This window comes from Paenibacillus sp. JT31N11 (assembly GCF_056269285.1).
The window spans coordinates 112637-137365 of record NZ_JBWDNQ010000006.1; the positions used below are offsets into that span (position 1 = coordinate 112637).

Annotated in this window: 22 protein-coding genes and 1 pseudogene; 13 read left to right on the plus strand and 10 right to left on the minus strand. The window is 54.0% G+C overall.

The window, feature by feature from the left end; translation table 11 throughout:
- Positions 1 to 210: 210 nt before the first annotated feature.
- Together AC0YNV_RS21225 and AC0YNV_RS21230 are read right to left on the minus strand one after the other, a co-directional pair.
- Positions 211 to 1749, minus strand: a complete 1539-nt coding sequence (locus AC0YNV_RS21225) for a sulfatase family protein (protein WP_475769792.1) — start codon at positions 1747 to 1749, stop codon at positions 211 to 213.
- Positions 1750 to 1768: 19 nt separating this feature from the next.
- Complete coding sequence (locus AC0YNV_RS21230) at positions 1769 to 2563, minus strand: helix-turn-helix transcriptional regulator (RefSeq protein ID WP_475769793.1); 795 nt, start codon at positions 2561 to 2563, stop codon at positions 1769 to 1771.
- A gap of 120 nt (positions 2564 to 2683) precedes the next feature.
- Between AC0YNV_RS21230 and pyk the strand changes: the two are divergent.
- The 3 genes and pseudogenes from pyk to AC0YNV_RS21245 form a co-directional block, all read left to right on the plus strand.
- A pseudogene (gene pyk / locus AC0YNV_RS21235) lies at positions 2684 to 3715 on the plus strand (pyruvate kinase); the annotation flags it as partial.
- 96 nt (positions 3716 to 3811) lie between these two features.
- Positions 3812 to 5815 carry an ABC-F family ATP-binding cassette domain-containing protein gene (locus tag AC0YNV_RS21240; RefSeq protein ID WP_475769794.1) on the plus strand — a complete coding sequence of 668 codons (2004 nt, stop codon included), beginning with the start codon at positions 3812 to 3814 and terminating at the stop codon, positions 5813 to 5815.
- 119 nt (positions 5816 to 5934) lie between these two features.
- Positions 5935 to 6081: a hypothetical protein gene (locus tag AC0YNV_RS21245; protein WP_475769795.1), complete on the plus strand. Its 147-nt coding sequence runs from the start codon at positions 5935 to 5937 to the stop codon at positions 6079 to 6081.
- A gap of 25 nt (positions 6082 to 6106) precedes the next feature.
- On the opposite strand, the gene AC0YNV_RS21250 is transcribed toward AC0YNV_RS21245, so the two are convergent.
- On the minus strand, positions 6107 to 6745 hold the full coding sequence (locus tag AC0YNV_RS21250) for a TetR/AcrR family transcriptional regulator (RefSeq protein ID WP_475769796.1): 639 nt from the start codon (positions 6743 to 6745) through the stop codon (positions 6107 to 6109).
- Positions 6746 to 6973: 228 nt separating this feature from the next.
- On the opposite strand from AC0YNV_RS21250, the gene AC0YNV_RS21255 reads away from it, so the two are divergent.
- The gene (locus AC0YNV_RS21255) at positions 6974 to 8236 is read left to right on the plus strand and encodes a cytochrome P450 family protein (protein WP_475769797.1); all 1263 of its coding nucleotides are present in this window, start codon (positions 6974 to 6976) and stop codon (positions 8234 to 8236) included.
- 295 nt (positions 8237 to 8531) lie between these two features.
- On the opposite strand, the gene AC0YNV_RS21260 is transcribed toward AC0YNV_RS21255, so the two are convergent.
- Positions 8532 to 9146, minus strand: a complete 615-nt coding sequence (locus tag AC0YNV_RS21260) for a cysteine hydrolase family protein (RefSeq protein ID WP_475769798.1) — start codon at positions 9144 to 9146, stop codon at positions 8532 to 8534.
- 163 nt (positions 9147 to 9309) lie between these two features.
- Between AC0YNV_RS21260 and AC0YNV_RS21265 the strand changes: the two genes are divergently transcribed.
- The gene (locus AC0YNV_RS21265; protein WP_475769799.1) at positions 9310 to 10287 is read left to right on the plus strand and encodes a LysR family transcriptional regulator; all 978 of its coding nucleotides are present in this window, start codon (positions 9310 to 9312) and stop codon (positions 10285 to 10287) included.
- A 6-nt stretch (positions 10288 to 10293) separates the two neighbouring features.
- On the opposite strand, the gene AC0YNV_RS21270 is transcribed toward AC0YNV_RS21265, so the two are convergent.
- Together AC0YNV_RS21270 and AC0YNV_RS21275 are read right to left on the minus strand one after the other, a co-directional pair.
- Positions 10294 to 10482, minus strand: a complete 189-nt coding sequence (locus AC0YNV_RS21270; protein ID WP_210042843.1) for a hypothetical protein — start codon at positions 10480 to 10482, stop codon at positions 10294 to 10296.
- A gap of 40 nt (positions 10483 to 10522) precedes the next feature.
- On the minus strand, positions 10523 to 11917 hold the full coding sequence (locus AC0YNV_RS21275) for an amidase (RefSeq protein ID WP_475769800.1): 1395 nt from the start codon (positions 11915 to 11917) through the stop codon (positions 10523 to 10525).
- Positions 11918 to 12250: 333 nt separating this feature from the next.
- Here AC0YNV_RS21275 and AC0YNV_RS21280 point away from each other — a divergent pair, with 333 nt between their 5' ends.
- From AC0YNV_RS21280 to AC0YNV_RS21305, 6 genes are all read left to right on the plus strand, one after another.
- Positions 12251 to 13228 (plus strand): ABC transporter ATP-binding protein, encoded by a 978-nt coding sequence (locus AC0YNV_RS21280; RefSeq protein WP_475769801.1) that lies wholly within the window; start codon positions 12251 to 12253, stop codon positions 13226 to 13228.
- Between the two features lie 100 nt (positions 13229 to 13328).
- Positions 13329 to 14981, plus strand: a complete 1653-nt coding sequence (locus AC0YNV_RS21285) for an ABC transporter substrate-binding protein (RefSeq protein WP_475769802.1) — start codon at positions 13329 to 13331, stop codon at positions 14979 to 14981.
- A 17-nt stretch (positions 14982 to 14998) separates the two neighbouring features.
- Positions 14999 to 15943, plus strand: a complete 945-nt coding sequence (locus tag AC0YNV_RS21290) for an ABC transporter permease (RefSeq protein ID WP_475769803.1) — start codon at positions 14999 to 15001, stop codon at positions 15941 to 15943.
- 153 nt (positions 15944 to 16096) lie between these two features.
- On the plus strand, positions 16097 to 16993 hold the full coding sequence (locus AC0YNV_RS21295) for an ABC transporter permease (RefSeq protein WP_475769804.1): 897 nt from the start codon (positions 16097 to 16099) through the stop codon (positions 16991 to 16993).
- Positions 16994 to 17007: 14 nt separating this feature from the next.
- Entirely contained in the window at positions 17008 to 17994 is a 987-nt protein-coding gene (locus tag AC0YNV_RS21300; protein ID WP_475769805.1) for an ABC transporter ATP-binding protein, read from the plus strand.
- 52 nt (positions 17995 to 18046) lie between these two features.
- Positions 18047 to 18991 (plus strand): carbon-nitrogen hydrolase family protein, encoded by a 945-nt coding sequence (locus tag AC0YNV_RS21305; protein WP_475769806.1) that lies wholly within the window; start codon positions 18047 to 18049, stop codon positions 18989 to 18991.
- 212 nt (positions 18992 to 19203) lie between these two features.
- On the opposite strand, the gene AC0YNV_RS21310 is transcribed toward AC0YNV_RS21305, so the two are convergent.
- The 3 genes from AC0YNV_RS21310 to AC0YNV_RS21320 form a co-directional block, all read right to left on the minus strand.
- Entirely contained in the window at positions 19204 to 19641 is a 438-nt protein-coding gene (locus AC0YNV_RS21310) for a Dps family protein (protein WP_210042798.1), read from the minus strand.
- Between the two features lie 107 nt (positions 19642 to 19748).
- Entirely contained in the window at positions 19749 to 20729 is a 981-nt protein-coding gene (trxB, locus tag AC0YNV_RS21315) for a thioredoxin-disulfide reductase (RefSeq protein WP_475769807.1), read from the minus strand.
- Between the two features lie 317 nt (positions 20730 to 21046).
- Positions 21047 to 21448, minus strand: a complete 402-nt coding sequence (locus tag AC0YNV_RS21320) for a secondary thiamine-phosphate synthase enzyme YjbQ (protein ID WP_475769808.1) — start codon at positions 21446 to 21448, stop codon at positions 21047 to 21049.
- A 171-nt stretch (positions 21449 to 21619) separates the two neighbouring features.
- On the opposite strand from AC0YNV_RS21320, the gene galU reads away from it, so the two are divergent.
- The gene (galU, locus tag AC0YNV_RS21325) at positions 21620 to 22504 is read left to right on the plus strand and encodes a UTP--glucose-1-phosphate uridylyltransferase GalU (RefSeq protein ID WP_475769809.1); all 885 of its coding nucleotides are present in this window, start codon (positions 21620 to 21622) and stop codon (positions 22502 to 22504) included.
- A gap of 349 nt (positions 22505 to 22853) precedes the next feature.
- Here the strand turns inward: galU and AC0YNV_RS21330 are convergent, their stop codons facing one another.
- Positions 22854 to 23297 (minus strand): DUF6220 domain-containing protein, encoded by a 444-nt coding sequence (locus tag AC0YNV_RS21330; protein ID WP_475769810.1) that lies wholly within the window; start codon positions 23295 to 23297, stop codon positions 22854 to 22856.
- A 194-nt stretch (positions 23298 to 23491) separates the two neighbouring features.
- Here AC0YNV_RS21330 and AC0YNV_RS21335 point away from each other — a divergent pair, with 194 nt between their 5' ends.
- Positions 23492 to 24622, plus strand: a complete 1131-nt coding sequence (locus AC0YNV_RS21335; protein ID WP_475769811.1) for a substrate-binding domain-containing protein — start codon at positions 23492 to 23494, stop codon at positions 24620 to 24622.
- Positions 24623 to 24729 lie beyond the last annotated feature (107 nt).

Consider the following 24729-nt stretch of genomic DNA (forward strand, 5'->3'; position numbering starts at 1 on the left):
CAAGCAAAATTCCCGTACCGGATGGCAAGCTTTCCGCTGCTTCAGCGGATGACCGCCATCCTGGATACGGGAATTTTTTTGAATCAAGCCAATACGTCGTTTAGCGGCTTCTATCAAATTAGATGCCGGCTTGATGCCGCGCGCGGATACAAAAGGCTGATGCTTATTGCAGACTATATTCGCCTGCTCCGCCGGCTTATCGCCGGTCTTCTAGGCATGGGCGATCCTCGGCATGGCCAGCGGCTCCTTGCCTAGCTCGGCCCATATATATTGGAGCAGCAGCTGCTGCTTCAAGGCTTCATGCTCCGGTTCATTCCACAGATTATGAATTTCTCCGGGATCCTCCTTCAGGTCAAACAGCTCGCCGTAAGTCTGATTGTAATAAACGGTTATTTTGTAGCGCTCATTGATATAGGTTTTCTGATGAATGGTGGTAGGTTCATGCCGGAACTCCACGATAGCATGGTCTCTCGCTTTTGCCTGCTGGCCGAGCCACACCTCCCGCTGATCGACTCCTGTCATGGGGAGAGGAACCGCAAGTCCGCTGAAGGACAGGAAAGTAGGGGCGAGGTCGACCAGCGACTGTATGGCTTGGGAGGTTTGCCCTGCAGGTACATGGCCGGGATACCGGACGATGAACGGAAGCTTGATCAGATCCTCATAATGAAATCCGCCCTTGAACTGCAGGCCGTGCTGGCCGAAGAAATGTCCATGGTCCGTGGTGAAGACAACAATCGTATTGTCGGTGAGCCCAAGCTCATCCAGTTTATCCAGAATGCGCCCGATGTATTTGTCCATCATGCTGATCATCCCGTAATAGACAGCCACCAGCTTTTTGCGATGCTCATCCGTTAATGGAAAATCCGTCCCATATCCATAATGAAGATGGGAGCGATAGCCGTGAATGCCGAAGCCGGTTTCGCGAAGGTCCGAGAAGTCGGGCGCTTCCTCCTGGGTCTTGGCAAAATGAGGAGGGTTGCGGTCATGCTCGCCGGGATAAATAGACGGGATCGTCAGCTTGTCAGGGTCATACAGAGTATCCCACGGCTTCGGAACAAGGTATTCCGGATGAGGATCGAAGAAGCTGGACCAGAGGAAGAAGCTCTCGTCGCTTCCGGCATGCTGCTCCAGCCTGGCATTCGTGCGCTCCGCTATCCAAGTATTGTAGTGGTACTCCTCCGGAATCGGCCATTTGTAGGTAATGGAGGAATCCATCGTTCCGGTTGGGGGCAGGAAATAGTCCCGCCAGTTGGCGCAGCCCTGCTGCTCCAGCCAGAGGGCGTAATGCTGCCCTGCATGGGCCTCGTTGGTATGATTCCGCGTCAGCTCCACATGGTCGAAGCCGTAGAAGGGTCCGTTGAATTGCTTCCAGAATTCCTGATTATGCATGAGCGGGTATGATTCCAGGGACGGATAGTCCTCGGTGGAAACGAGCGGCTGAAAATGAGCCTTGCCGATCAGCCCTGTTTTATATCCTGCCTTGCCCAGGTTATTCGTGATCGTATCCTGATCCTCCGGGAGCTTCGTCCCCAAGGTCCATGCTCCATGCTGGCTCGGGTATTTGCCGGTCAGGATGGAGGCGCGGCTCGGGGTGCAGGTCGGGTTGGGGCAATAAGCGTTCTTGAAGGTAGTGCCCTCTCTGATCAGCCGATCCAGATTGGGGGTGGAAATTTCATGGTTAAAGGCTCCTAGCGTGTTCCAATGCTGCTGATCGCTTGTAATCAGCAGGATGTTCGGTTTGTTTTTCAAGAACTCGTCCTCCTTAAGATTATTCTCTTCCTGTCCCATCCCGCTCGGCGAGGAGCACGGAGGGCAGCTTGCCGACGATCCGTTTGAACACGCGGTTAAAATAAGAAGGATCGCTGTAGCCCAGATGCTCGGAGATATCCTGCACCGACAGCTGCGAGTGCAGCAGCATATACTGGGCGGTTTTCATCCGCTTGAGGTGGACATATTCGCTAATTGTCAGTCCTGTCATTTTGCGGAACAATGCCGCCGCATAATTGGGACTGACGCCGATGCAGGCACCCAATTCGACCTTGGTAATATGGCTGCGGTACTGGTCTTCAATATAATGCTTCATACGTTCAATATGCCGGATGGAGGAGGGTGCCTGCTCCCCTTCATCGACTTCGCGGTTGACGGTCACGATCAGCTCGGTCAGCAATGCGCCGCACATCACGCTAAAATAAGGATCTCGCTCGCTCCAGTGCTCGGCCAGCTGGAGCAGCTTATCCAGCAGCAGCTCCGGCATATGCGTCATCCAGCGCAGCGGCTCCCTCCGCGCAAGCAGGGGAAGCTGGCCTGCTGCCCCGCTGCTGGCCGGACTGAACCGGACGGTGATGCTCTCGCGAATACCGCCGGCTCCGCGCAGCTCGGCGGCGGGCACGCCTGCGGGGATCAGCAGCAGCTCGTTCTTGCGGCAGAGCGCGATGCTGCCCCTGTATTCATAGTTGCATTGCCCGAAGCGCACCCAGATCAGCGTGTAGCAGTCACTGCCGATCGGCCTTCTCTCTCTTGCCGGAATTCCCCGGTCCTGTGAGATCTCAAAGATGTGGAACATGCTTATCACCGGTTTCTGTCATACTATAATACAATTACTGTACTATAGTGAGTCCTCTTGCCGCAAGGGTTCTTCTATAATGAAGAATAGAGATATATACAAGGAGAGAGAGTGACACGGATGAAAAAAACAACAATTGTATGTACAATGGGACCGGCTTGCAATACCGATGAGCTTCTGGAAGAGATGATTCAAGCGGGCATGAACGTTGCCAGGCTGAATTTGGCGCATGGCGAGCTGAACGATCACCGCGAACGTATTGAGAGAGTGCGCTCGGTTGCCCGGAAATTGAATATGCCGATCGCCACGATGCTGGATATCAAAGGACCGGAAATCCGCACAGGCTTGCTGCAGGAGCCTTCCTATCTGCTGAAGACCGGAGAAACGCTGACCTTGACGACAGAACAGATCACCGGCACGGACAAACGGATCTCCGTCTCGTATGATTTGACGCAGGATGTGACGCCGGGCTCGCGCATTATGATTGACGATGGTCTGATTGAGCTGCGGGTTGTCTCCGTTGAAGGCTCCGATGTCGAATGCGTCATCAAGAATGGCGGCATCATCAAATCCCGCAAAGGCGTCAACTTGCCGGGTATCCGCACAAGTCTGCCGGGCGTAACGGAACGTGACAAGCTGCATATCCGGTTCGGCGTTGAAATGAATGTGGAAATGATCGCCATGTCCTTCGTGCGCCGCGCCGAGGATGTTCTTGAGGTGAAGCGGATGCTGGCAGAGCAGGGCGCCGGACATATTCAGATCGTCTCCAAAATCGAAAACCAGGAAGGGCTTGAGGAGCTGCAGGCTATTATCGAGGCTTCCGACGGGATTATGGTGGCGCGCGGCGATCTGGGCGTGGAGATTCCGCTCGAGGATGTTCCGGTTGCCCAGAAGCTGATGATCAGCGCTTGCAACAAAGCGGGCAAGTTTGTCATTACGGCGACGCAAATGCTGGAATCCATGCAAAGCCAACCGCGTCCGACACGCGCTGAGGCTTGCGACGTAGCCAATGCGGTATGGGACGGAACCGATGCGGTGATGCTCTCCGGGGAGACGGCTTCAGGCATTTATCCGGTGGAAGCGGTGCGTACGATGGCCGCGATTGCCTTCAAGGCGGAGCAGTCTGCAGCCGCCTATTCAAAGAAAGATTTGATTGAAGCTTAGCTTATCGTTTAAAGTGGATAGAGGACAGGGAATGCACATGCGTGAATTCTTTGCGATCGACTCCATGTTAGGCGGGATTAAGGTATGCATGTATTAACGATTGATCACATTGCCAAAAGCTATGGTGAGAAAATATTGTTTGATGATGTGTCGTTTGGCGTTGAGACAGGCGACAAGATCGGGATTATCGGTGTGAACGGCACCGGCAAGTCGACTTTTCTGAATGTTGTTGCAGGAATAGAGCCCCCTGATTCGGGCTCTATTCTTGTTGCCGGCGGGGCTACTGTGCAGATGCTCTCGCAAAACCCGGTATTCGATCCGGAGCTTACCGTGCTGGAGCATGTGTTGAGCGGCGATTCGGAGCAGATGCGCGCCGTCCGCGCTTCGATCCAGGCGCTTCATGCGCTGGAGCAGATGCCCGGAGACAGCGGCCTGCAGGAGCAGCTGGTACGGGCCAACCAGCGGATGGATGAGCTGGATGCATGGACGCTGGAGAGCGAAGCGAAGACTGCGCTGACGAAGCTTGGCATTGCGAGGTTCGATGTGCGGCTAGGCACCTTGTCCGGCGGTCAGCGCAAACGCGTCGCCATGGCGGCCGCTCTTGTGCAGCCTGCCGATGTGCTGCTGCTGGATGAGCCGACCAACCACATTGACAACGAATCCGTTGCCTGGCTGGAGGGCATGCTTCAGAAGCGCAAGGGCGCTCTCTTGATGATTACCCATGACCGGTATTTCCTTGACCGTGTCAGCAACCGGACGCTGGAGCTGGACCGGGGCAAGGCGTACTTCTACACGGCCAATTACAGCCAATTTCTGGAGCTGAAGCTCGACCGCGAGGAGCGGGAGGCGGCGACGGAATCCAAACGGAAAAATCTGCTGCGCAATGAGCTGGCATGGATGCGCCGGGGTGCCAAGGCCCGCTCGACCAAGCAGCAGGCGCGTATTCAGCGCTTCGAAGCACTGCAGGATGCTGCGCCGGAGAAAGCGAATGGCAAGCTTGAGGTGTCCGTCGCGTCCTCGCGGCTGGGCAAGAAAATTATCGAGCTGGAGAAGCTGAACAAATCGTTCGAAGGCAGGACAGTGATTCGCGACTTCAGTTATATTGCCGTTCCGGAGGACCGGGTGGGAATTGTGGGCCGCAACGGGCTCGGCAAATCGACGCTGCTGAAGCTGATTGCCGGCAAGCTTGAGCCGGATAGCGGAGAGGTATCGCTGGGAGCCACGGTTCGGCTCGGCGTATTCTCGCAGGAGCGGGAGGAGATGAACGATCAGCTGCGCGTCATCGAGTATATCCGCGAAAGCGCGGAACGCGTGACGACAGGGGATGGTTCAACCGTAAGCGCGTCGCAGATGCTGGAGCGGTTTCTCTTTCCTCCCACCCAGCAGTGGACGCCGATCGCCAAGCTCTCGGGCGGAGAGAAGCGGAGGCTGCAGCTGCTGCGCGTGCTGATGGAAGCGCCCAATGTGCTGCTGCTTGATGAGCCGACCAATGATCTGGATATCAGTACTTTAACCGTGCTGGAGGATTATCTGGATGACTTTCCCGGTGTTGTGTTCGTGGTCTCCCATGACCGGTATTTCCTGGACCGCACCGTCGACCGCATCTTTGCCTTTGAGGGTGACGGCGTCATTACCCAGCATGTCGGCAATTTCTCCGATTACGAGCAGGTCGCAGCGGCGGCTGGCGGAACGGGGACTGGCCGCAGCGGCGGAGTATCCGCAGAGGGAAGCGCAAGACGCGGCAGCGATTCGGATGGAGAGGACGCGAAGAGCGTCGGGCAGCCGGTGCCTGACAAGGGCGGCAGCCCGGCAAGTGAATCCTCCCAGGAGGGAGGTTCCGGACGGCCGCTCAAGATGTCGTTCAAGGAGCAGCGGGAATTCGAAACAATCGACGGGGATATCGCGAAAGCGGAGCTGGAGCTGGAAGCTACAACGGACAAGATGGAAGCGGCATCCAGCGATTCGGCCCAGCTGCAGCTGCTGATTGCCCAGCGGCAGGAGCTGGAAGCCAAGCTGGAGCACTTGATGGATCGTTGGACATATTTGAATGAGCTGGATGAGCGGATCGCGCAGAGCAAGAAAAAATAAACCCAAAAGGTTTATTGGAGTATATGCCGTTAACGATAAAAAAACTTGCTTCGATATTTCTATCGGGGCAAGTTTTTTTTGTTTGGAACTTATTGTCCTATATTCTGCGAGTTCTGCACATGTACGATTTGCTCCGTAAGGACCCCGGACCGGGACAGTCGCTGCTGATCACCGCCATGCCCGAAGGCTGCTTGCTCGCTGCCCGTTTGTCCGAGGTTAGTGTGAGCATGCTTCCTGCCGATCAGGAGCGCCCGACCGCTCAATGATCGTTAAGGTGATAAATCATTCACATCATTTCATTTGTTTGTTCCCAAGGGGTATGGTCAAAAAGTAGTCAATATGCTTGTACAGCCGGGAGACAAGATCAAGCTTGTCCTCATATTCCAGCCACTCCCCTATGGCGACACGCAATGAAGCCATATAGATGGCCACCAGGAAGCGCATCTCATTGCGGTCTGCCGCAGGTTCGAGGCGGGAGCAAAGCGCGTCACAGATGGCAGGCTCTGTTTCCAGCAGGGCATAAAGAAACAAGGATGCGATCGACGGGGTCTGCATTGCGATCTGATATCGGATTAAAAGACCGGAACGCTGCTGCTGATACCGGCTGGCCAGAAAGCCAAAGAGCTCCCGCAGCGCATTATGCGGCGATGCCGTTGACTCAACGTGATAGAGGGAGCGGATACCATCACGCTGTATTGTACGAATGAGCCCGGAGAGAATCTCCTCTTTGGACGCAAAATAGCGAAAGAAGGTGCGTGGAGACATCGTGACCGCATCGGCAATATCCTGGATAGAGGTTTGTTCGTAACCCTTTTGCTGAAAGAGCCGGAGTGCTGCTTCTTCAATTGCTGCCTGAGCCTGACGCTTCTTACGCTCCCGCAAGCCCGCTTGCTGTGTTTCCTCGTATTGTAAAGATTCTATGTTATCCATATCATTTCTTCCTTCATTGACATTTGTCACTCAGTGACATTATACTTTGTGCAGAGGCAATTGACAATGTAAGAAAGTGAAAACGCTGTATTGATTCCGCCGTTGAGGTTGTTTCTGGACGGGCTGCGTGGTTCTCTATCTTGAATTCGGCATCCAGACATGTGACTTTGAAAGCTCAATCCCCGTTTTTTTTTAAAAGCAAAGGGTTCTTGAGAAAGGATGGTTATCATGAATAATTCGGATCAAAGCGTATCCAAAAAGGCAGCACTCAGCCTGTTTAGCGGTGAAAGCGATGAAAACCCGTTTTCGGTATTCGCGCAGATGCGGGCTATGGGACCCATTATTTCTATCCCGTTTCCGATGGGTGGAACCGACCGCCAAGCCTGGATGGTCACGCGTATGGAAGAGGCGGCGCAGATACTCAAGGATCATGCCCGCTTTACTGTAGATGCGAGCACCATCGACGGCCACAGCGACATCAGGCAATCAATTGGCGTCAATGCGGATCCATCCGCTCCCCCTACCTTTTTTACAGGAAAATCCATGCTCTCTGTCGATGAACCCGATCACCGCCGGCTGCGCAGGTTGGTGTCCAGAGTCTTCACGCCCAAATATATGGAAAGCTTGCGCCCTCGCGTACAGGAGATTGCTGACGAATTGCTTGATCGGGTGCAGGCTCAAGGCGAGATGGACCTCGTCAAGGACTATGCCTATCCATTGCCGATCAACGTCATTTCCGACATGCTCGGGGTACCTGAAGCAGACCGGGAACAGATCCATGCCTGGTCCGCGACGATCGCGCACGGCCTGGGCCTCGGAAGGAGAGAGCCGGGGGTCGAGGAGCAAATGCGCGCCTTCGGCGAATATACCGCGCAGCTTGTGGCCGACAAGCGCCGCCATCCTGATGGTCACTTGATCAGCCAGTTGGTCGCGATCGAAGAGGAGGGGGATCGGCTCAGCGAAGCAGAACTGATCTCGATGATCACCTTATTGATCTTTGCCGGCCACGAGACAACCTCGAACCTGATCGCAACAGGCACCTTCACGTTGCTGGATCATCCCGAGCAGCTGGAGAAGCTCAAAGCCAACCTCAGTCTGGTTCCTTCGGCCGTCGAAGAACTGCTGCGCTTCAATGGGCCTGCCACCATCGCGGGACCGCGTTACGCCACTGAAGATATCGAGTTCGCCGGGCAGCAGATCAAGAAGGGTGATGTCGTCATTCCCGTTTTGAAATCAGCGAACCGGGATGAGCACCAGTTTACGCAGTCGGAGGATCTGGATATTACGCGCACCATCAATCGTCATCTCGCCTTTGGACAAGGCATCCATATGTGTTTGGGGGCGCCGCTGGCCCGCTTGGAGGGAGATATTGCGTTTACCACCCTGCTGAAGCGGATGCCTGACCTGCGGCTCAATATCTCTCGAGAAAGTGTGGTCTGGAGCTTCACGCTGAGCTCGCAGGGGTTAGCCACCCTTCCTGTCGCTTTTTAGCGGAGGAAGAAGGGGAAGTGCCGCAGCAGCGGAGCCGTTTCTGAACGTTCATAAAAGGCAAATCATGAGAAAGCGCCTGTCTCCCCGGTTCTGGAGATCGGGCGCTTCATTTATTTATAACGCAGAATGCAATTAATATTGGTCGGAGTACCGCTTATATTTAATAAGGCGGGACTTCATAGCTCCGCTGCTCAATCCCCCGTGGCGGTTCTGTGTAATCTTGTATAAATGCTCAAACCGGACTCATTGGAGAACCGCGGTTTGAGCATTTGATGTTCTATGGCAGAAAAAAGGTCTATTGGCTTATGCTCATCGCCTGCTTCCAATAATCGGCGACGCTAGCGGAGTCGGTGGTTTGGCCGAATACCATATTAATCATATCTAGCGTATTCTGATGGGCGGCCGGACTTGATCCGGCGCAGGCGTCGGAGACGAGGGTTATGTTGTAATCCATCATGAAGCCGTCTCTTGCCGTCGATTCCACGCAGACGTTCGTCAGAACGCCGGTCAGGACAATGGATTTACGCCCAAGGGAGCGCAGAATCAGATCCAGATTGGTGCCGATGAAGGCGCTGAAGCGGTGCTTCTCCACAATGTAGTCGCCTTTCTGCGGCTGAAGCTTGTAAAACTCCGTTCCCCACGTGTCCTTGACGACAATGGAGCCTCCGGGAAACTTGTTGGACCATGCTTCGGAAATCGTGCTCTCATTAAGCGTCATCATGACGAAAATCACGGGTACAGAGGCTTCGCGCGCCTGATCGATCAGCGCGTTAATCGAGGGCACAGTGGCCTGGAAGGCCTTGATGTCCCCGGTCCCCATCTTCGCGGAAGCGCCCTCCTCATGGCAGAAATCATTCTGCATATCAATAATGACCAAAGCGGTATCCTGTGGATTCAAGTAATGTTTCATAGTGAATCACTCCTTTTTATAGTTTCTCATGTGAGGAAATTGGATGCTGACCAGCCAAATAAAAGCATATCCGCTTTCTTATTTCATAATCATGTAATAGAATATGACATATAGTTCTCGGAATTATCAGACTTCCACTTATGATAACGAAGGGATGTGAGGAATGATGGATATGGAAGGCCTGCATTCATTCATTGTCGTTGCCCGTGAGAAAAGCATTTCCAAAGCGGCTCAGCTGCTGCATGTGACCCAGCCCACATTGAGCGCCCGTCTGCGCAAGCTGGAGGACGGTCTTGGCGTCACTTTGCTGGAGCGCAACTGGGACGGCATCCGCCTGACGAAGGAGGGGCGCTTCTTCCTGGCTTACTCCGTTCAGCTGTTTCAGGAGCTGGAGGAAGCTTCGGCTCTGCTTCGCAAGCAGGAGAACAGGGAGCTGGAGGGCCCCTTCGAAGCGGTCACGGATGCCAGGAGGCTGAGGATCGGCGTCGAGTCCTTCTTCCATCCCGCTTTCATGTCTCCGATCATCGAAGGGATTCAGCAGATTGCGCCGGAGATCGAATGCAAGTTTATTCATAAGCATTCCGAAGTGCTGCAGCATCTGCTGGATTGCGGAAGCCTTGATATTTGCATCCATACGCCGACGGACAGCTTTGCCCGTCAGGACTCTCTTTTTGTGATGAGAGATAAAGTGGTCGTGCTTACGCCCAAGGAGAATTATCCGGTCATCGCGCCCGACTTGAGCAATCTGCCGCTGCTGCGCAGCATGCCGTTCGTACTGTTCGAGAATTCGCCCTTGCTGAGTTACCATGAGATGACAGAGCGCATGCTGATCAGTATGTTTGGCGGCGTTCCGGAGCGTTTCCATATCGTCAATGATGTGGGGGCGGCGCTGGATATTGTCATAAGCGGCTTCGGGCACACCTTCCTGCCGGCGACCAGCATCGCGCATTTGATCGGAAAACCGCTCCCCTTCAATATGGTTCTGGTCGAATACGATTTCGTCAATCTGCCGGTTCTGGTCACCTACTCCGCTTCCCCCACATCCGCACATCCCACCGAACAAATCGCCCGTCGCATTCACAGCAGCCTGGTCGAACGCGTCAGCTGCTTGTTCCCCAATGCCTATCAGATAAAGGGATGACGGCGCTTAATCCCTGGAATAGCGCTCTGCCTTCCAGGTGGGGGGCAGGAGCGGCTCGATGCCGGTCAGATCCAGCTCCTTCAATCGCTTTATCTGCGAGGCGAAGGCGTCGATAGCCGAATCCTCCTTGGTGGTCTGAATATCAACGGTTGTTTCCAGGGCTTCCGTGCCGGAAGTCTTTTTTTGTTCTGTCATGGTTTTTATCCTCCTTATGAATGGAATGCTGCTGTCCGTATCAGGAAAGCTCGGGATGACGGCTGTGCCAGGGCGTATTTTGCTCGTACACATAGCCTGCGGCGAGTACGCCGGCATCATCGAAGGGCTTGCCGATGATCTGCATATTGATAGGCAATCCTTCGCTGGAGAAACCGCATGGCATGGACAGGCTCGGGAGTCCGGTGAGATTGGTGGGAGCGGTGAGCCTGGCAAGTCTCATTCCTCCCGCAATATCATCCGCACGCGGTGCAGTGAGGGGAGTGGCAGGGGTTAGCAGCACATCCACTTTGCTAAAGGCATTCAGAAAATCCTGCACGATCAGATGGCGGGCGCGCTGTCCCTGCAGATAGGTGGATGCGGGAAGATTGCGTCCTCTCTCCAGCATAAGCCGGACATCCGTGCCGTAATCCTCTATGCGCGAATCCATCCATTGTTCGTGGATGGCTGTAATTTCCCCTAACAGAACAGCGGATAAGGCGGAGGCCGCGTACTCGATTTTCGGCAGCTCCACATCGATGATTTCTGCGCCAAGCTCCTTGTAAGTGGCGATAGCGGCGTGAAGCGCGGCTTCCACTTCCGGGTCCAGCTCTTCGTAATAGTAGGTAGCAGGGATGCCGATCTTTAGGCCCTTAAGCGAGGGGAGCAAGGAATCGGCATAGCGTGGAACGGGGATATCCACGGTGGATTCATCCTTGGGATCGAACCCGGCCATCGCCTCCAGACACAGGGCGGCATCCTTGACGCTGCGGGTTAACGGGCCTGCATGGTCAAGCGACCAGGCCATCGGAAAGATGCCGTAACGGCTGACCCGGCCATAGGTCGGCTTCATCCCGACGACTCCGCAGCAGGCCGCCGGTATCCGGATGGAACCGCCCGTATCCGAACCCGTTCCCATATAGGCGAGTCCTGCCGCAACAGCCGCACCGGAGCCGCCGCTTGAGCCTCCTGGCACGCGCTCGAGATCCCACGGATTTTTGCATGGGCCAAAATGCGGACTTTGCGTCGTTGCGCCAGAGGCGAATTCATGGGTTTGAACCTTGCCCAGCAGAATGGTGCCCGCTTCATGCAGCTTGGCAACGGTCGTGGCATCATAATCCGGGACAAAGTCCCTCAAGATCTTGGAGCTGGCTGTGGTGCGGATATCCTTCGTATAATAAAGATCCTTGTGTACAATCGGAATGCCGTGAAGCGGTCCCTTGTATCCGCCGTTCATAATGTCGTTCTCGGCTTGACGGGCTTCATCCATTGCGAGCTCGGCGGTTAAGGTGACGAAGGCATTCAGCTGCGGATTGAGCTGTTCGATCCGCTGGAGCAGCTGCTCCGTAATCTCCACGGGAGAGACTGCGCGCGTGCGGATCTGATCGCCAAGCTCGTGGATGGTGGAGAAGGAGAGCTGAGGGTTGATGGTTTTCATTTCTTACTTCCTCCTTGACTTGGATTGTCATAAAACATAACGCAAAGAACATTTTGATAGATAAGAAGAAACGGCTTCGCCGTCCTTTGGCGGCAAAGTTAGCTTCTTCCCTCACAAAATATCAGAAAAGGACAACGAATTTTGCACTTTCTGATAGTTCAAAAAGACTGTTCAAGGCGTGATGATGTTTTATTGGTAAGAAATATAACACAGAATTCTTTGAAAACGACGGGAAGGAGGGTATAGAATGTTTTGATAGCCTGTTAGGATAATTTTTGTGTTAGTATTTATGACATCAAGAGTTCCGCACCTAATCGCAAGGAGGGAGCACATATGTCAGAGATGCTGAAAATGAGCCAATTGGTTACGGAATTTTCCATTCGGGGTAACAAGGTGGCTGCTGTCAGAGGCGTGTCATTAGAGGTACGGAAGGGCAGGACGCTTGTTGTTCTTGGGGAATCGGGATCGGGGAAAAGCGTGATGCTTCGTTCGATTCTTGGCCTCAAGCCGTCGGGGGCTGCGATATCGGGCTCCATCAAGCTGGGTGATGAAGAGCTTCTGACCAAATCGCAGAAGGAAATGAACCGCATTCGCGGCAACCGGATCTCCATGATTTTCCAGGATGCCTTGTCGGCTCTGGACCCGCTGTACCGGGTAGGCGACCAGATAGCAGAGACTCTTCTTACGCATCAATCCATCAAAAAGGATGAAGCCAGACGGCAGGTCGTCGAGCTGCTCGGAAAAGTGGGAATCCCTTCGCCGGAGGAGAGAATGCGGGCTTTCCCGCATGAAATGAGTGGAGGCATGCGGCAGAGAGCCGTCATCGCTATGGCGCTCGCCTGCAAGCCGGATTTGCTGCTTGCGGACGAACCGACTACGGCTCTTGATGTGACGATACAGGCGCAAATCCTCCGGCTGTTCAAAGAGATCCAGGCGGAATATGGTATGTCGGTCGTACTTGTCACTCACGATATCGGGGTAGCGGCTGAAATGGCGGATGATATTGCGGTGATGTACGGAGGCAGAATTGTGGAGTACGGCAGAGCCCGCCAGATTCTCTCGGCTCCGGCACATCCCTACACGGTCGGGCTTATCGCTGCGACACCGAGACGGGGCCAGCAGGGCAAGCTTTCGACTATTCCGGGGCAGCCGCCGCTGATTACCGCCATGCCTGAAGGCTGCTCGTTCGCGGACCGCTGCCCGCTTGCCCGAAGCTCATGCCGTGAGCAAGCCCCTTCGTTTACTTACTACGGCGAAGCCCATGGCGCTGCATGCTTCCTGCTGGATCAGGAGCAGCCGATCGCTCAATAATCGATAAGGTGATGAGAATAGGGTTGCTGGAGCTAAAATAGACAGAATAATCAGAAAATAAAGAGGCGCAAGAAGCGCCAAATCATGGAGGGGTTATGAGATGAGAAGCATACTGGGATTTATGTCGGCACGAAAATTAGCAGGATTTCTCCTGATTGCTGCAATGGTGATGATCACCGCATGCGGGGATGGCGGCAGTGGAGGAAGCAATGCCGCTGCAAGCGGCGGAACCGACTCGGGCTCCGGATCATCCAAGGAGCAGACGCTCATCATCGGCATGTCAGCGGCCAATATTCCGGTTCCCGACACGTACCCGACGGAGGGCTACGAGGGTATGCGGTTTGTCGGCTATCAATTATATGATGCGCTGGTCAATTGGGATCTGAAGCAGGGCGATAAACCGGCCGAGCTGGTTCCCGGGCTTGCGGAATCATGGGAAACCTCAACAACGGACCCCACGATGTGGACCTTTCATCTCCGCCAGAATGTGACCTTCCATAATGGAACTCCTTTTAACGCGGATGCGCTCATCTTTGCTTTTGACCGGATTATGAATCCGAAATCGGAATATTACAACGCACAGCTGGCAGGAACCAGCGCCAGCGCATTCCGGTATATCGAATCGTACACCAAGGTTGATGACAGTACGGTCACGATCAAGACCAAGGGGCCTTACAGCTTCCTGCTGTATGACCTGTCCGGTTTATTGATCGGCAGTCCCGATGCCATTAAGAAAAGCGGAGCCGACTATGTCAATCACCCTGTGGGTACCGGCCCGTTCAAGTTTGACAGCATGAAGCAGGGACAGGAGCTGACCATGGTCAAGAATGAGAACTACTGGAACGGCGCGCCGAAGCTGGATAAAATCGTGCTTCGTCCGATCAGCGATCCGTCTGCCCGTCTGGCGGCTCTGCAATCCGGCGAGGTCGATTGGGCGGAAGTGCCGCCGACCGAATCCATTGAGCTGCTGAAGAGCTCGGGCTTCCAGGTATTGACGAATCCTTACCCGCATATCTGGCCGTATGTGCTCAATCTGCAGGATGGTCCATGGAAAGAGAAGCTGGTCCGCCAGGCGGCCAACTATGCGATCGACCGTGACGGCTTAAGTACGGCTCTGCTCGGTGGCGCAGCGGCTCCGGCTACACAGCCGATGTATAAAGGCCATGCCTGGTTCAGCGATAAAGGCGAGCCCTACACCTACGATCCGGAGAAAGCCAAACAGCTTTTGGCGGAAGCGGGTTATCCGGACGGCTTCACGACGACCTTCGTCGTTCCCACCAGCGGATCAGGGAATATGTGGCCGATGCAGATGAATGAATATATTCAGAAGAATCTCAAGGATGTCGGCATCAACGTCAAGCTCGAATCGATTGAATGGCAGACGCTGCTAACGCAATTCCTGTCCGGGTTTCCCAAGGATAAAGAGGTGGGAGCTTACAATATCTCGCTTCCGACGATCTCGCCATCCTTCTATTCTCAGTTTTTCGCAACGTCTTCGATCTTTCCGAACGGGATCAATCTGGGCGGCTACTCCAACCCTGCTTACGACGAATTAATCAACAAAGCGACTGCGAGCTTCGATCCCGCGGAGCAAACGGCCCTGCTTAACCAGGCTTCCGCCATCATTGCCGACGACGCGCCCTGGATCTTTGTGGTCCATGACATGAACCTTCGCGCATTGGCGCCGAAAGTGAAAGGCTTTGTGCAGCCGCAATCCTGGTTCGCCGATTTGACCACGATTTCCATTGAATAGATAAGGGGGCACGCGCCATGGGTTCATTCATCTCGAAAAGACTGCTGCTCATGATTCCGACACTGCTTGGCGTTTCCGTCGTCGTCTTCCTGATGCTCAAAATTGTTCCGGGAGATCCCGTCAATTCCATCCTTCCGCCGGACGCCTCCGAAGCGGAGCGCGCGGTCATCAGAGCCGAGCTCGGCCTCGATAAATCGATTGCCATTCAGTATGTGGATTGGCTGGGACGTATTCTGCAGGGCAATCTGGGCGACTCCATTGTCAGAAGGCTGCCGGTGACGGATCTGCTCCTGCCGGCACTGAAGAATACATTGATTCTCGCCCTTGCATCAGCAGTCATATCCTTCATTATTTCATTGGCAATCGGTGTCTTCAGCGCCTATTATCCCAAATCCAGGCTCGCTTCCATCGTGAATGGACTCAGCCTTGCGGGTATCGGACTGCCGAATTTCTGGGCCGGGCTGATCCTGATCGGAGTCTTCTCCGTCACGCTGGGGTGGCTGCCCTCCTCGGGGATGACCTCCGTTGGGCAGGGAGGGGCGGCGGACCTGTTTCGCCACCTCATTCTTCCGACCATTGCAACGGTATTGTCGACAGTCGGCGTCATGACCAGAATGATACGGAGCACAGTATCCGGTCTGCTGCAGCAGGATTTTGTGTTTGCCCTGCAGGCCAAGGGAAGCGGCTCGCTGACAGTGCTGCGCCATGTTCTCCGCAATGGCATGCCGACCATTCTTAACGTAACGGGACTTCAGTTTGGTTATCTGCTCGGCGGTTCCGTGCTGGTAGAGACGGTATTCTCCTGGCCGGGCGTCGGTCAGGTTATCTATCAGGCGATCGGGCAGCGCGACTTCCCGGTTGTGCAGGCTGGCGTATTGATCATCGCGATTGCATTCGTCATGATCAATATGATCGTGGACGCCATTCATGCGACGATGGATCCCCGTGTTCGTCAGGTGTAAGCAAACTCAAGGCCTATGCTTCCGAAGTGGGTTTTCAGCTTATAGGACTATGAAGCAGCGCTAAAAACTAAGCCTATACTTCCGAAGCGAATATTTGCTTACCAGGGAGCAGTTACAAGAAGCAGCGCAAAATCTCTTAAGGAGGCGGTAACAATGTCCACCAATGTTCAGACGGTACGTGATGCGGTATTGGTGCCGGGTGCGAGCCGGGAACCTTCCCGGCTTGCCAATATATGGCGTGCTTTCACGAAGAGGAAAGTGGCCGTTGGTGCGCTGGTGCTGCTTATGATCATTATTCTCGCCTGTCTGCTGGCGCCCGTTGTTTCTCCCTATGATCCCGTTAACGGAAATGTCCAGGACCGTCTGCTCAAGGTTGGCTCTGCCGGACACTTGTTGGGTACGGATGAACAGGGGCGGGATCTGCTGTCCCGGATCCTGTATGGCGGAAGGCTCAGCCTGTTATCCGGGATTCTGCCTGTGATTCTCGCAGTCGTAATCGGAGGCGGGCTTGGAGTTATCGCCGGTTATTTTGGTAGGTGGATCAATACGATTATTATGCGCTCGCTGGATATCGTATTTTCATTCCCCGCGATTCTGCTGGCCATCGGGATATCCGCAGCGCTTGGGCCGGGAATTAGCAATATTATCATTTCCGCGACGGTCGTCTTTATTCCGCCGATCGCCCGGATTGCCGAAAGCGCAGTGAAGGAGGTCCGCAAGGAGGAGTTTATCGAAGCGGCCCAATCCAGCGGAGCCGGTAATCTGCTCATTATCCGCTCGCATATTTTAAGCAATATATTCAGCAAAGTCTTCGTATTCAGCACATCGCAGATCGGTGTATGCCTCATGCTGGCTTCGGGCCTTAGCTTCCTGGGACTGGGCGTTTCGCCGCCAACCCCGGAGTGGGGCTTCATGCTCAATAATTTGAAGCAGCTGATCTTTATCAACCCGCTTGTCACCGTCGTGCCCGGGATTTTCATTTTCCTTACCTCACTGTCGCTCAATCTGGTATCGGATGCGCTCAGTGACGCACTAGAAATCAAGCGATAAACGGAGGGATCGGTATGGAGCATATACTTGAGGTTAATGAACTGGGCAAAACTTTCCCGATCCGCAATTTCTTCGGGCGTACGAAGGGCGGCGTGTCTGCCTTGGACCGGGTATCCTTCAAGCTGGGCGAACGGGGAACGCTGGGCATCGTCGGCGAATCCGGATGCGGCAAATCCACGCTTGCCCGTCTGCTGATGCGGTTGATCGAACCGGACCAGGGTGAAGTGAAATATCGCGAGCAGAACATTCTGGATCTGAAGGGCCTTCCGCTCAAAAATATGCGCCAGCGCATCCAGATGGTGTTCCAGAATCCTTATTCCTCGATTAATCCGCAAATGCCGGTGATCGATAACATTGCTTTCCCGCTGTGGGCGAGCGGTGAGAGCAAAGCGGCTTCCCGGGCGAAGGCCCATCATTTTATGGAATCGGTCGGCTTGTCCCGTACGCATGCAGGGCGGCTTCCGGCCAGTCTCAGCGGCGGACAGAGGCAGCGTGTAGCGATTGCCCGCGCGCTCATTCTGGCCCCGGATATCGTCATTGCCGATGAAGCGGTCTCCGCCTTGGACAAATCCGTTCAGGCTCAGGTGCTGAATCTGTTCCAGGATTTGAAGCAGGACCTGTCGCTGTCGATGATCTTCATATCTCATGACCTGCATGTGGTCGAGTATATGAGCGATGAAGTCATGGTCATGTATCTCGGGCGTGTGGTGGAGAAAGGGCCAACCTCGCAGATTTTCGGCCGTGCCGCCCACCCGTATACCCAGGCGCTGCTTGCCTCTGCCCCCTCTCTGGAAACGGCGTTTGAGCATCACAAAGGAAACGGGGAACCAGTGCTGAAAGGGGAGCTGCCAAGTCCCTTGAATCCGCCATCCGGCTGTCGGTTTCGTACGCGCTGCCCGTTGGCGACGGATCGCTGCGCAGTAGAGACACCGGTTCTGCAGGAGGTATCGCCCGGGCATGAAGCGGCTTGTCTGCTGCTTCAGGAGAGTATGCCGGCTTAATAGAGGTATCACGTTTTCTCATAAACTCAAATATGGAAGGGTTGGATGAACAATGGGGTATGAAAATATCGTTACGGTCGCAAGTGTGAACTTTAATGCGGAATGGGGCAATAAAGCAGGCAATCTGGAGCGGATCAAAGGGTATATTCAGGCGGCGGCAGACCGCGGGGCGAAGATCGTCCTGTTTCCCGAGACGGCGCTTACCGGGTACGATGTGAAGGGCGATTCCATCGAGATGCAGATTGGAATCGCGGAGACTATTCCCGGACCAGCCTCAGACGGGTTGGCAGCATTGACGAAATCGCTTGGCCTCTATGTTGTACTCGGTATGATAGAGAAGGATGCGGAAGATCCTGCCCTTATCTACAATTCCGCCCTGGTATTGGGTCCTGAGGGAGTGATCGGCTCCTACCGCAAAATTCATCCGGCCGGCAAAGAGTCGATGTGGGCGAAGAAAGGCAGCGAGCCGCTGATGTTCGATACGCCATGGGGTCCGGTGGGTGTGGGCATATGCTATGATTCCTACTGTTTCCCCGAGCTCACCCGGCATTATTCGGCGCTCGGCTCGCGGCTCTATCTGAATCCGACAGCAGTCTCGGAGATAGAGGGCTGGCAGGAATTCTATTATACGACACTGAAATCGCGGGTGATCGAGAACGCAACCTTCCTCGTCAGCTCCAATCTGGTCGGACCGGATCTGGACAGACTGAAATTTCCCGGAGGCAGCATGATCATCGGCCCATCTGTGAATATGCTGTCCACCCGATACTATGCAGAGCCGGTTGAGCAGCACGAAGAACTGCTGGTGGCAACGCTTGATCTGTCCCTCGCCGACAAAGCGCGCAAGCTGCTGACACTGTTCAACGACAATCCGATTACGGGCCTGCCGGACTGGAGACCGGATATTTATGTGAGAATGCTGGAGGAAATCAAGCGCCACAAAAAATGGGGAGGGAAGGAAGAGGCGCAGCCGGAGCCGGCTCTGAGCGTACATTAAAGAGTAAGAATGAAAAAGCGCCCGTCTCCCCGATTTCGGGAAACAGGCGCTTCATTCCTATATATAATAGAAGAAAGTTTTTTTGGTCTTTGCATGGCTTGTATTCCATAAGGTGAAGAAGCTTTCTTCTCGCCATAATCGGGTAATAGCGCTTCTTCTTATTGTTAAGAAGAACAAGGAGATCAAGCCTTCTTCGCGAAGGGCTGAAAGGTTTAACGGCCGTTGAAAGCCTTCAGCATCCACAGATGCTTTTCCAGCGATTTATGAACGGCAAGCAGCATATCGGCTGTCGTTTCGTCGCCTTTTTTCTCGGCTTCCTCCATGCCTTCCTTCAGCTCGCCGGCGACTACGGTAAAGTCATCAATGAGTGAATCGACCATCTGGGTCGCTTCTTCTTTGCCGGTAGCCTCCTTTACGCTGGAGAGCTTCAGATGTTCCGTCATCGTAGCTACAGGTTTGCCCTCCAACGCCAACAGGCGCTCGGCAAAATCATCCACGACCAATGTCGCTTCCTCGTAAAGCTCCTGGAATTTCACGTGCAAGGTGAAGAACTGGTTGCCCTTCACATACCAGTGGAAATTATGCAGCTTCACATAAAGAACGCTCCAGGTGGAAATTTGCTTGTTTAAAATATCATGCAGCTTCGTCATTGAAAACACGCTCCTTAAAAGTTGATTTCTCTTATCTATTTGATGAACCTCCGGCCTTGCCGGAAAATTATCAACGCTTATGTTAAGGGGCATTATGCTAAAGCTGCTCAGTCTCCGAAGGCGATTTCCTGTGTAACGAGCTCCAGATCCGAGCTCATTAAAGCTGCATCCGCATCTTCCAGGAACCGTTCGGCATCCAGCGCAGCCATACATCCGCTGCCCGCGGCGGTAATGGCTTGGCGGTAATGGCGGTCCTGAACATCCCCGCAGGCGAATACGCCCGGCAGATTGGTTTTCGACGTTCCTGGCTGAACTACGATATAGCCTTGATCATCGGTCGTGACCTGCCCGCCCAGAAAAGCGGTGTTCGGCGTATGGCCAATCGCTACAAATACGCCGTCTGCTTCAAGCAGCACGTCTTCACCGGTTGCATTATCATGAACGCGAAGGCCGCTCAGCCCCTGATCCCCAGCAACTACCTCCTGCGGAGTTACATTCAGGCTCCATACAATTTTATCATTGGCTCTGGCCCGGTCCTGCATGATTTTCGAAGCGCGAAGCTCGTCGCGTCTGTGAACCAGTCTGACCTCGGATGCGAATCGGGTCAGGAAGGAAGCTTCCTCCATAGCGGAATCGCCGCCGCCGACAACAATAATTTTTTTGCCGCGGAAGAAAAATCCGTCACAAGTCGCACAGGTGCTGACTCCTCGGCCAACGTTGTCGCGTTCCCCGGGCACTCCCATATATTTTGCCGAAGCGCCGGTGGAAATAACCACAGATTTCGTAAAAATTTCACTGCCGTTCTCCAGCTTCAATTTATAGGGTCTCTCGGAGAGATTCGCCTCATCCACCCAGCCGGTCTGAAAACGGGCCCCGAAGCGCTGCGCCTGTTTGCGCATATTGGACATCAGCTCGGAACCGAGGATGCCGTCCTGGAAACCGGGATAATTCTCGACCTCAGTAGTTGTCGTCAGCTGTCCCCCCGGCTGCGGTCCTTCCAGAACCAACGGGCTGAAGCCGGCGCGTGCAAGATAGATGGCAGCCGTTAATCCGGCTGGCCCGGTACCTACTATTGTGATGTTTTCCATATCGTTTCTCTCCTCTCATTAACCAAGCCGATTCACCTTGAACCATATCGATAATTATTTCTACATTAAAATTATTATAAATAAGGAAAGTTGTCAATAGCAATTTGAAATAATGAAAAACACGCAATTTGCAGGCGGTCATTTCCAGCTCTTGTGAGATGGAGGAATGCCGTCAGCGCTGCGTGTTTAGGGTTGTTATGGCCTTGTTTCATGGATCTCGTGCATCAAATATAGCTGGCCGGCTTGCGGTCTGGCACTGCAAGAAGGCAGGCATTTTCTGCCGCTGGGGCAGTCGAGTTCCTGGTGGTTGGGCACTATCAGTCTGCAATCAGCTTCACATAATATTCGCGTGAGCGGGGCCCGTCGAATTCGCAGAAATAAATCCCCTGCCATCTGCCCAGAAGCAGCCGGCCCTCCGCGATAATGACCGTTTGCGAGGTGCCGGTCGTCATGGCTTTCAGATGGGAGGCGGTATTGCCTTCGGCATGCCGGTATTTCGGGTGCTCCCACGGGTACACCTCATCCAGACGCATCAGCACATCATGCTTCACATCGGGATCGGCATTCTCCTGAATCGTAATTCCGGCGGTCGTATGCGGGCAATAAATGACGGCGAGGCCGGATTTTATCCCTTTTTGACTGACAATGGCTGTGATTTCGCGGGTAATATCCATCATCTCATCGTGCCGGGACGTGCGCAGCGATCGGGTAATCAGCATAATTAGTCCTCCTTTATACGAGTAATACGCGGAAGTATCCATCGTTTTCAAGTGTGTCATGAGGCAGAAAGGATGTCAAACCGGGACCTGATGCCTATTTTACCATGGTGCGATTGTCCGAATGGGAGTATTATGGAAGTAGTATAAATAACGCTTATGGGGGATATGAAAATGATGATGGGAAAACGCGTACGCAAGGCCATTATTCCGGCGGGGGGACTGGGTACCCGGTTTCTGCCCGCTACCAAGGCACAGCCTAAGGAAATGCTGCCGCTTATTGATAAGCCTGCCATACAATATATTGTAGAGGAAGCAGTCGCCTCCGGAATCGAGAGCATCATGATTGTGACGGGCCGCAACAAACGGGCGATTGAAGACCATTTTGACAAGTCGGTGGAGCTGGAGGCTGAGCTTGAGGCGCACGGCAAAGCCGAAATGCTGGATCTGGTGAGAGGCATCTCGCATATGGCGGATATCTGTTACACACGCCAGCGCGAGCCGCTCGGACTCGGACATGCCGTATTATGTGCGCGCAGCTTTGTGGGGGACGAGCCCTTTGCGGTGCTGCTCGGGGATGACATTCTGCTGTCGGAGCCGCCTTGCCTGAAGCAAATGATCGATGTTTACGAAACGAACGGTTCCTCAGTCGTGGCCGTTATGGAAGTGCCGTGGGACCAGACGCATAAGTACGGTATTGTCGAGCTGGACCGTGAAGCGGAGCAGGGCCGTATCAGGGGACTCGTGGAAAAACCGCTGCCCGGCGAAGCGCCGTCCAATCTTGCAGTAGTTGGCCGATATATCCTTGATCCGGCAATCTTCGCGCTGCTGGAGAGGGCCGAACCCGGCAAAGGCGGCGAGATTCAGCTCACCGACAGCCTGCAGCGTCTGAACTGGGAATCGCCGCTCACCGCATTCCGCTTCCAGGGCCGGAGACATGACGTCGGCGATAAGCTGGGATTTGTACAGGCTACGATTGATATGGCATTGGAAAGAGAAGATCTCTCGGAAGAGGTAAGGGCATTTATGATCGAGCGCCTTGGGACAGGTGTACGCTAAGCGAGGTTTATAATTAATGAAGTAAATAATGAACTGCTTTAAAAGAAGATTATCTGCGGGCAGGCGGAAAGCAGTCTGCCGAAGTGCCAGTCGATCGACCTTGTAACCTGCAACTAACATAAGAACGATTCCGCATGCGCAGCCTGACTTACTCGCCCCGCCGTAAGCAGATTCTCTCCTTGCCAGCATGTGGACCCAACACCGTCATAACGTCTTGAGACGTATGATGCTTTGGGTCGACAAAGTAAAGGAACGCTTTAGTTCAAGCCGTTTGCCCAGGGCACGATCCTTGGCAGACGGCTTTTTTGTATTTCTTTAGCTGCCAGGCTGGAGACAACTGGAAATTGAATCAGACCCGCCCGCTCCTCCAGGCGCTGAAGGCGCGTTTTACTGCGATCATTGAGATCCAGAACAACAGCAAAGCGAGCACAGGATGAAGCGCGGCCAGCTCGGGAATCCGGTCTCCCATATGAGCCGTTAGGTACTGCATGATGATCAGAATGACCATTCCAAATCCCAAAAACCGGATGGCGCGGCCGGTTGGGCCAATAAAGGTTAATACCAGCATAGCCAGTGGGATCATTTCGAAATAGTGAACGAACGACCGGTGATCCTGCCAATGCGACGAATTGACGAATGAAGCCATTCCTGCCAGGAATACCTGCATGACGACACATACGGCGAAGACCGCTGCAAGCAAAAACAGCGCCAGCCGGATATAACTTGCTCCCGTTTGCTTGGCCTTGATCTCGGCGTCAGTCTGATTCTCCATGTCAGCCTGGTTTGTGGGCATCGTCCATACCTCCCTTATGTTGTATATCTCAATTCTATATATCTGTGATCCATATGTTAGGGATAATCCGGTTTGTTGTCAAAACAATCTTGCAGGCTGAAAATAATGGGGCAACCCGGCGAGTATGTACGTACAAGTTAAGCGCATGATATAATATGAAGCATACAAGCTGAATGCAGGAATCGAGGTGCAGCGTGAAGGAACAGCTTCCGCCCAAGTATATGCAACTAAAGGAAGAGATTTTGACCTGGATCACGGCGGAACAATTCAAGCCGCATGACAAGCTTCCTTCGGAGAACGAGATTGCCGCAACATTCAGCCTGAGCCGCCAGACTGTGAGGCAGGCGCTTGGGGAACTGGAAGCGGAGGGCTGGCTTTATCGCTCACAGGGAAAAGGAACATTCGTAGCTGACGCGGCTTCTGCGGCTGCTGGCAAGCATCCGGCCCAGCAGGGGCTGACCATCGGATTGATGACGACGCATATCTCCGATTATATATTCCCGACGATTGTACGCGGGGTGGAATCGGCGCTTCGCCTGCATGGGGCCAGGCTGCTGCTGGCCAGCACGGACAATGAGAAGAACAAGGAACGGGAGAGTCTGGAATCCATGCTGCAGCAGCAGCCAAGCGGACTGATCATCGAGCCGACCAAGAGTGCGGAGGGAAACCCTAATCTCGACTATTATCTGTCGCTGGAATCCAGAGGAATTCCGTTTGTTATGCTTAACGAGCGATACAGCGATCTGGATGCGCCGTGTCTGAAGGTTGACGACGAGCTTGGCGGATTCCGCGCGGCAGAGCACTTGATCAGGCTCAGACACCGGCGGATTGCCGGATTTTTTAAGACCGACGATTTTCAGGGGATCTACCGGATGCGCGGTTTCCTGCGTGCTCTGCGCGAGCATCATCTGACGGTGCGTTCCGAGCACCTTATCCGGTATACTACCGAGGAGAAGCTGATCAGGCCTGCTGCGGAGCTGTCGGCGCTGCTTGGCCAGGCAGCCGGGGAGCGTCCGACGGCGATTGTTTGCTATAACGACGAGCTGGCTGTGAAGCTGCTTGATGTGGTGCGGGGAAAGGGCTTGACGGTGCCGGAGGATCTATCCATGGTGGGATTTGATGATGCCACACTGGCTACAGCAACGGAAGTGAAGCTGACAACACTGGAGCATCCCAAGACACGAATGGGTGAGGATGCCGTGAAGCTGCTTATTCGTCTGTTGGGACAAGGCCGCAGCCGCAAGCCGGAGGCGGATATTGTATATGAACCGCGCTTGATTGTAAGGGAGTCTACCGCCCCGGCCGGAGAAGAAGTAAAAAATTAATCGTGACACACTTGTACGTACAAGTTATAATAATAGCGAATGAAACACCATTATATTTGGCACCATATTTTCGGGTATTTGAATAAATAGCCAAGCTGCCGCAGCGA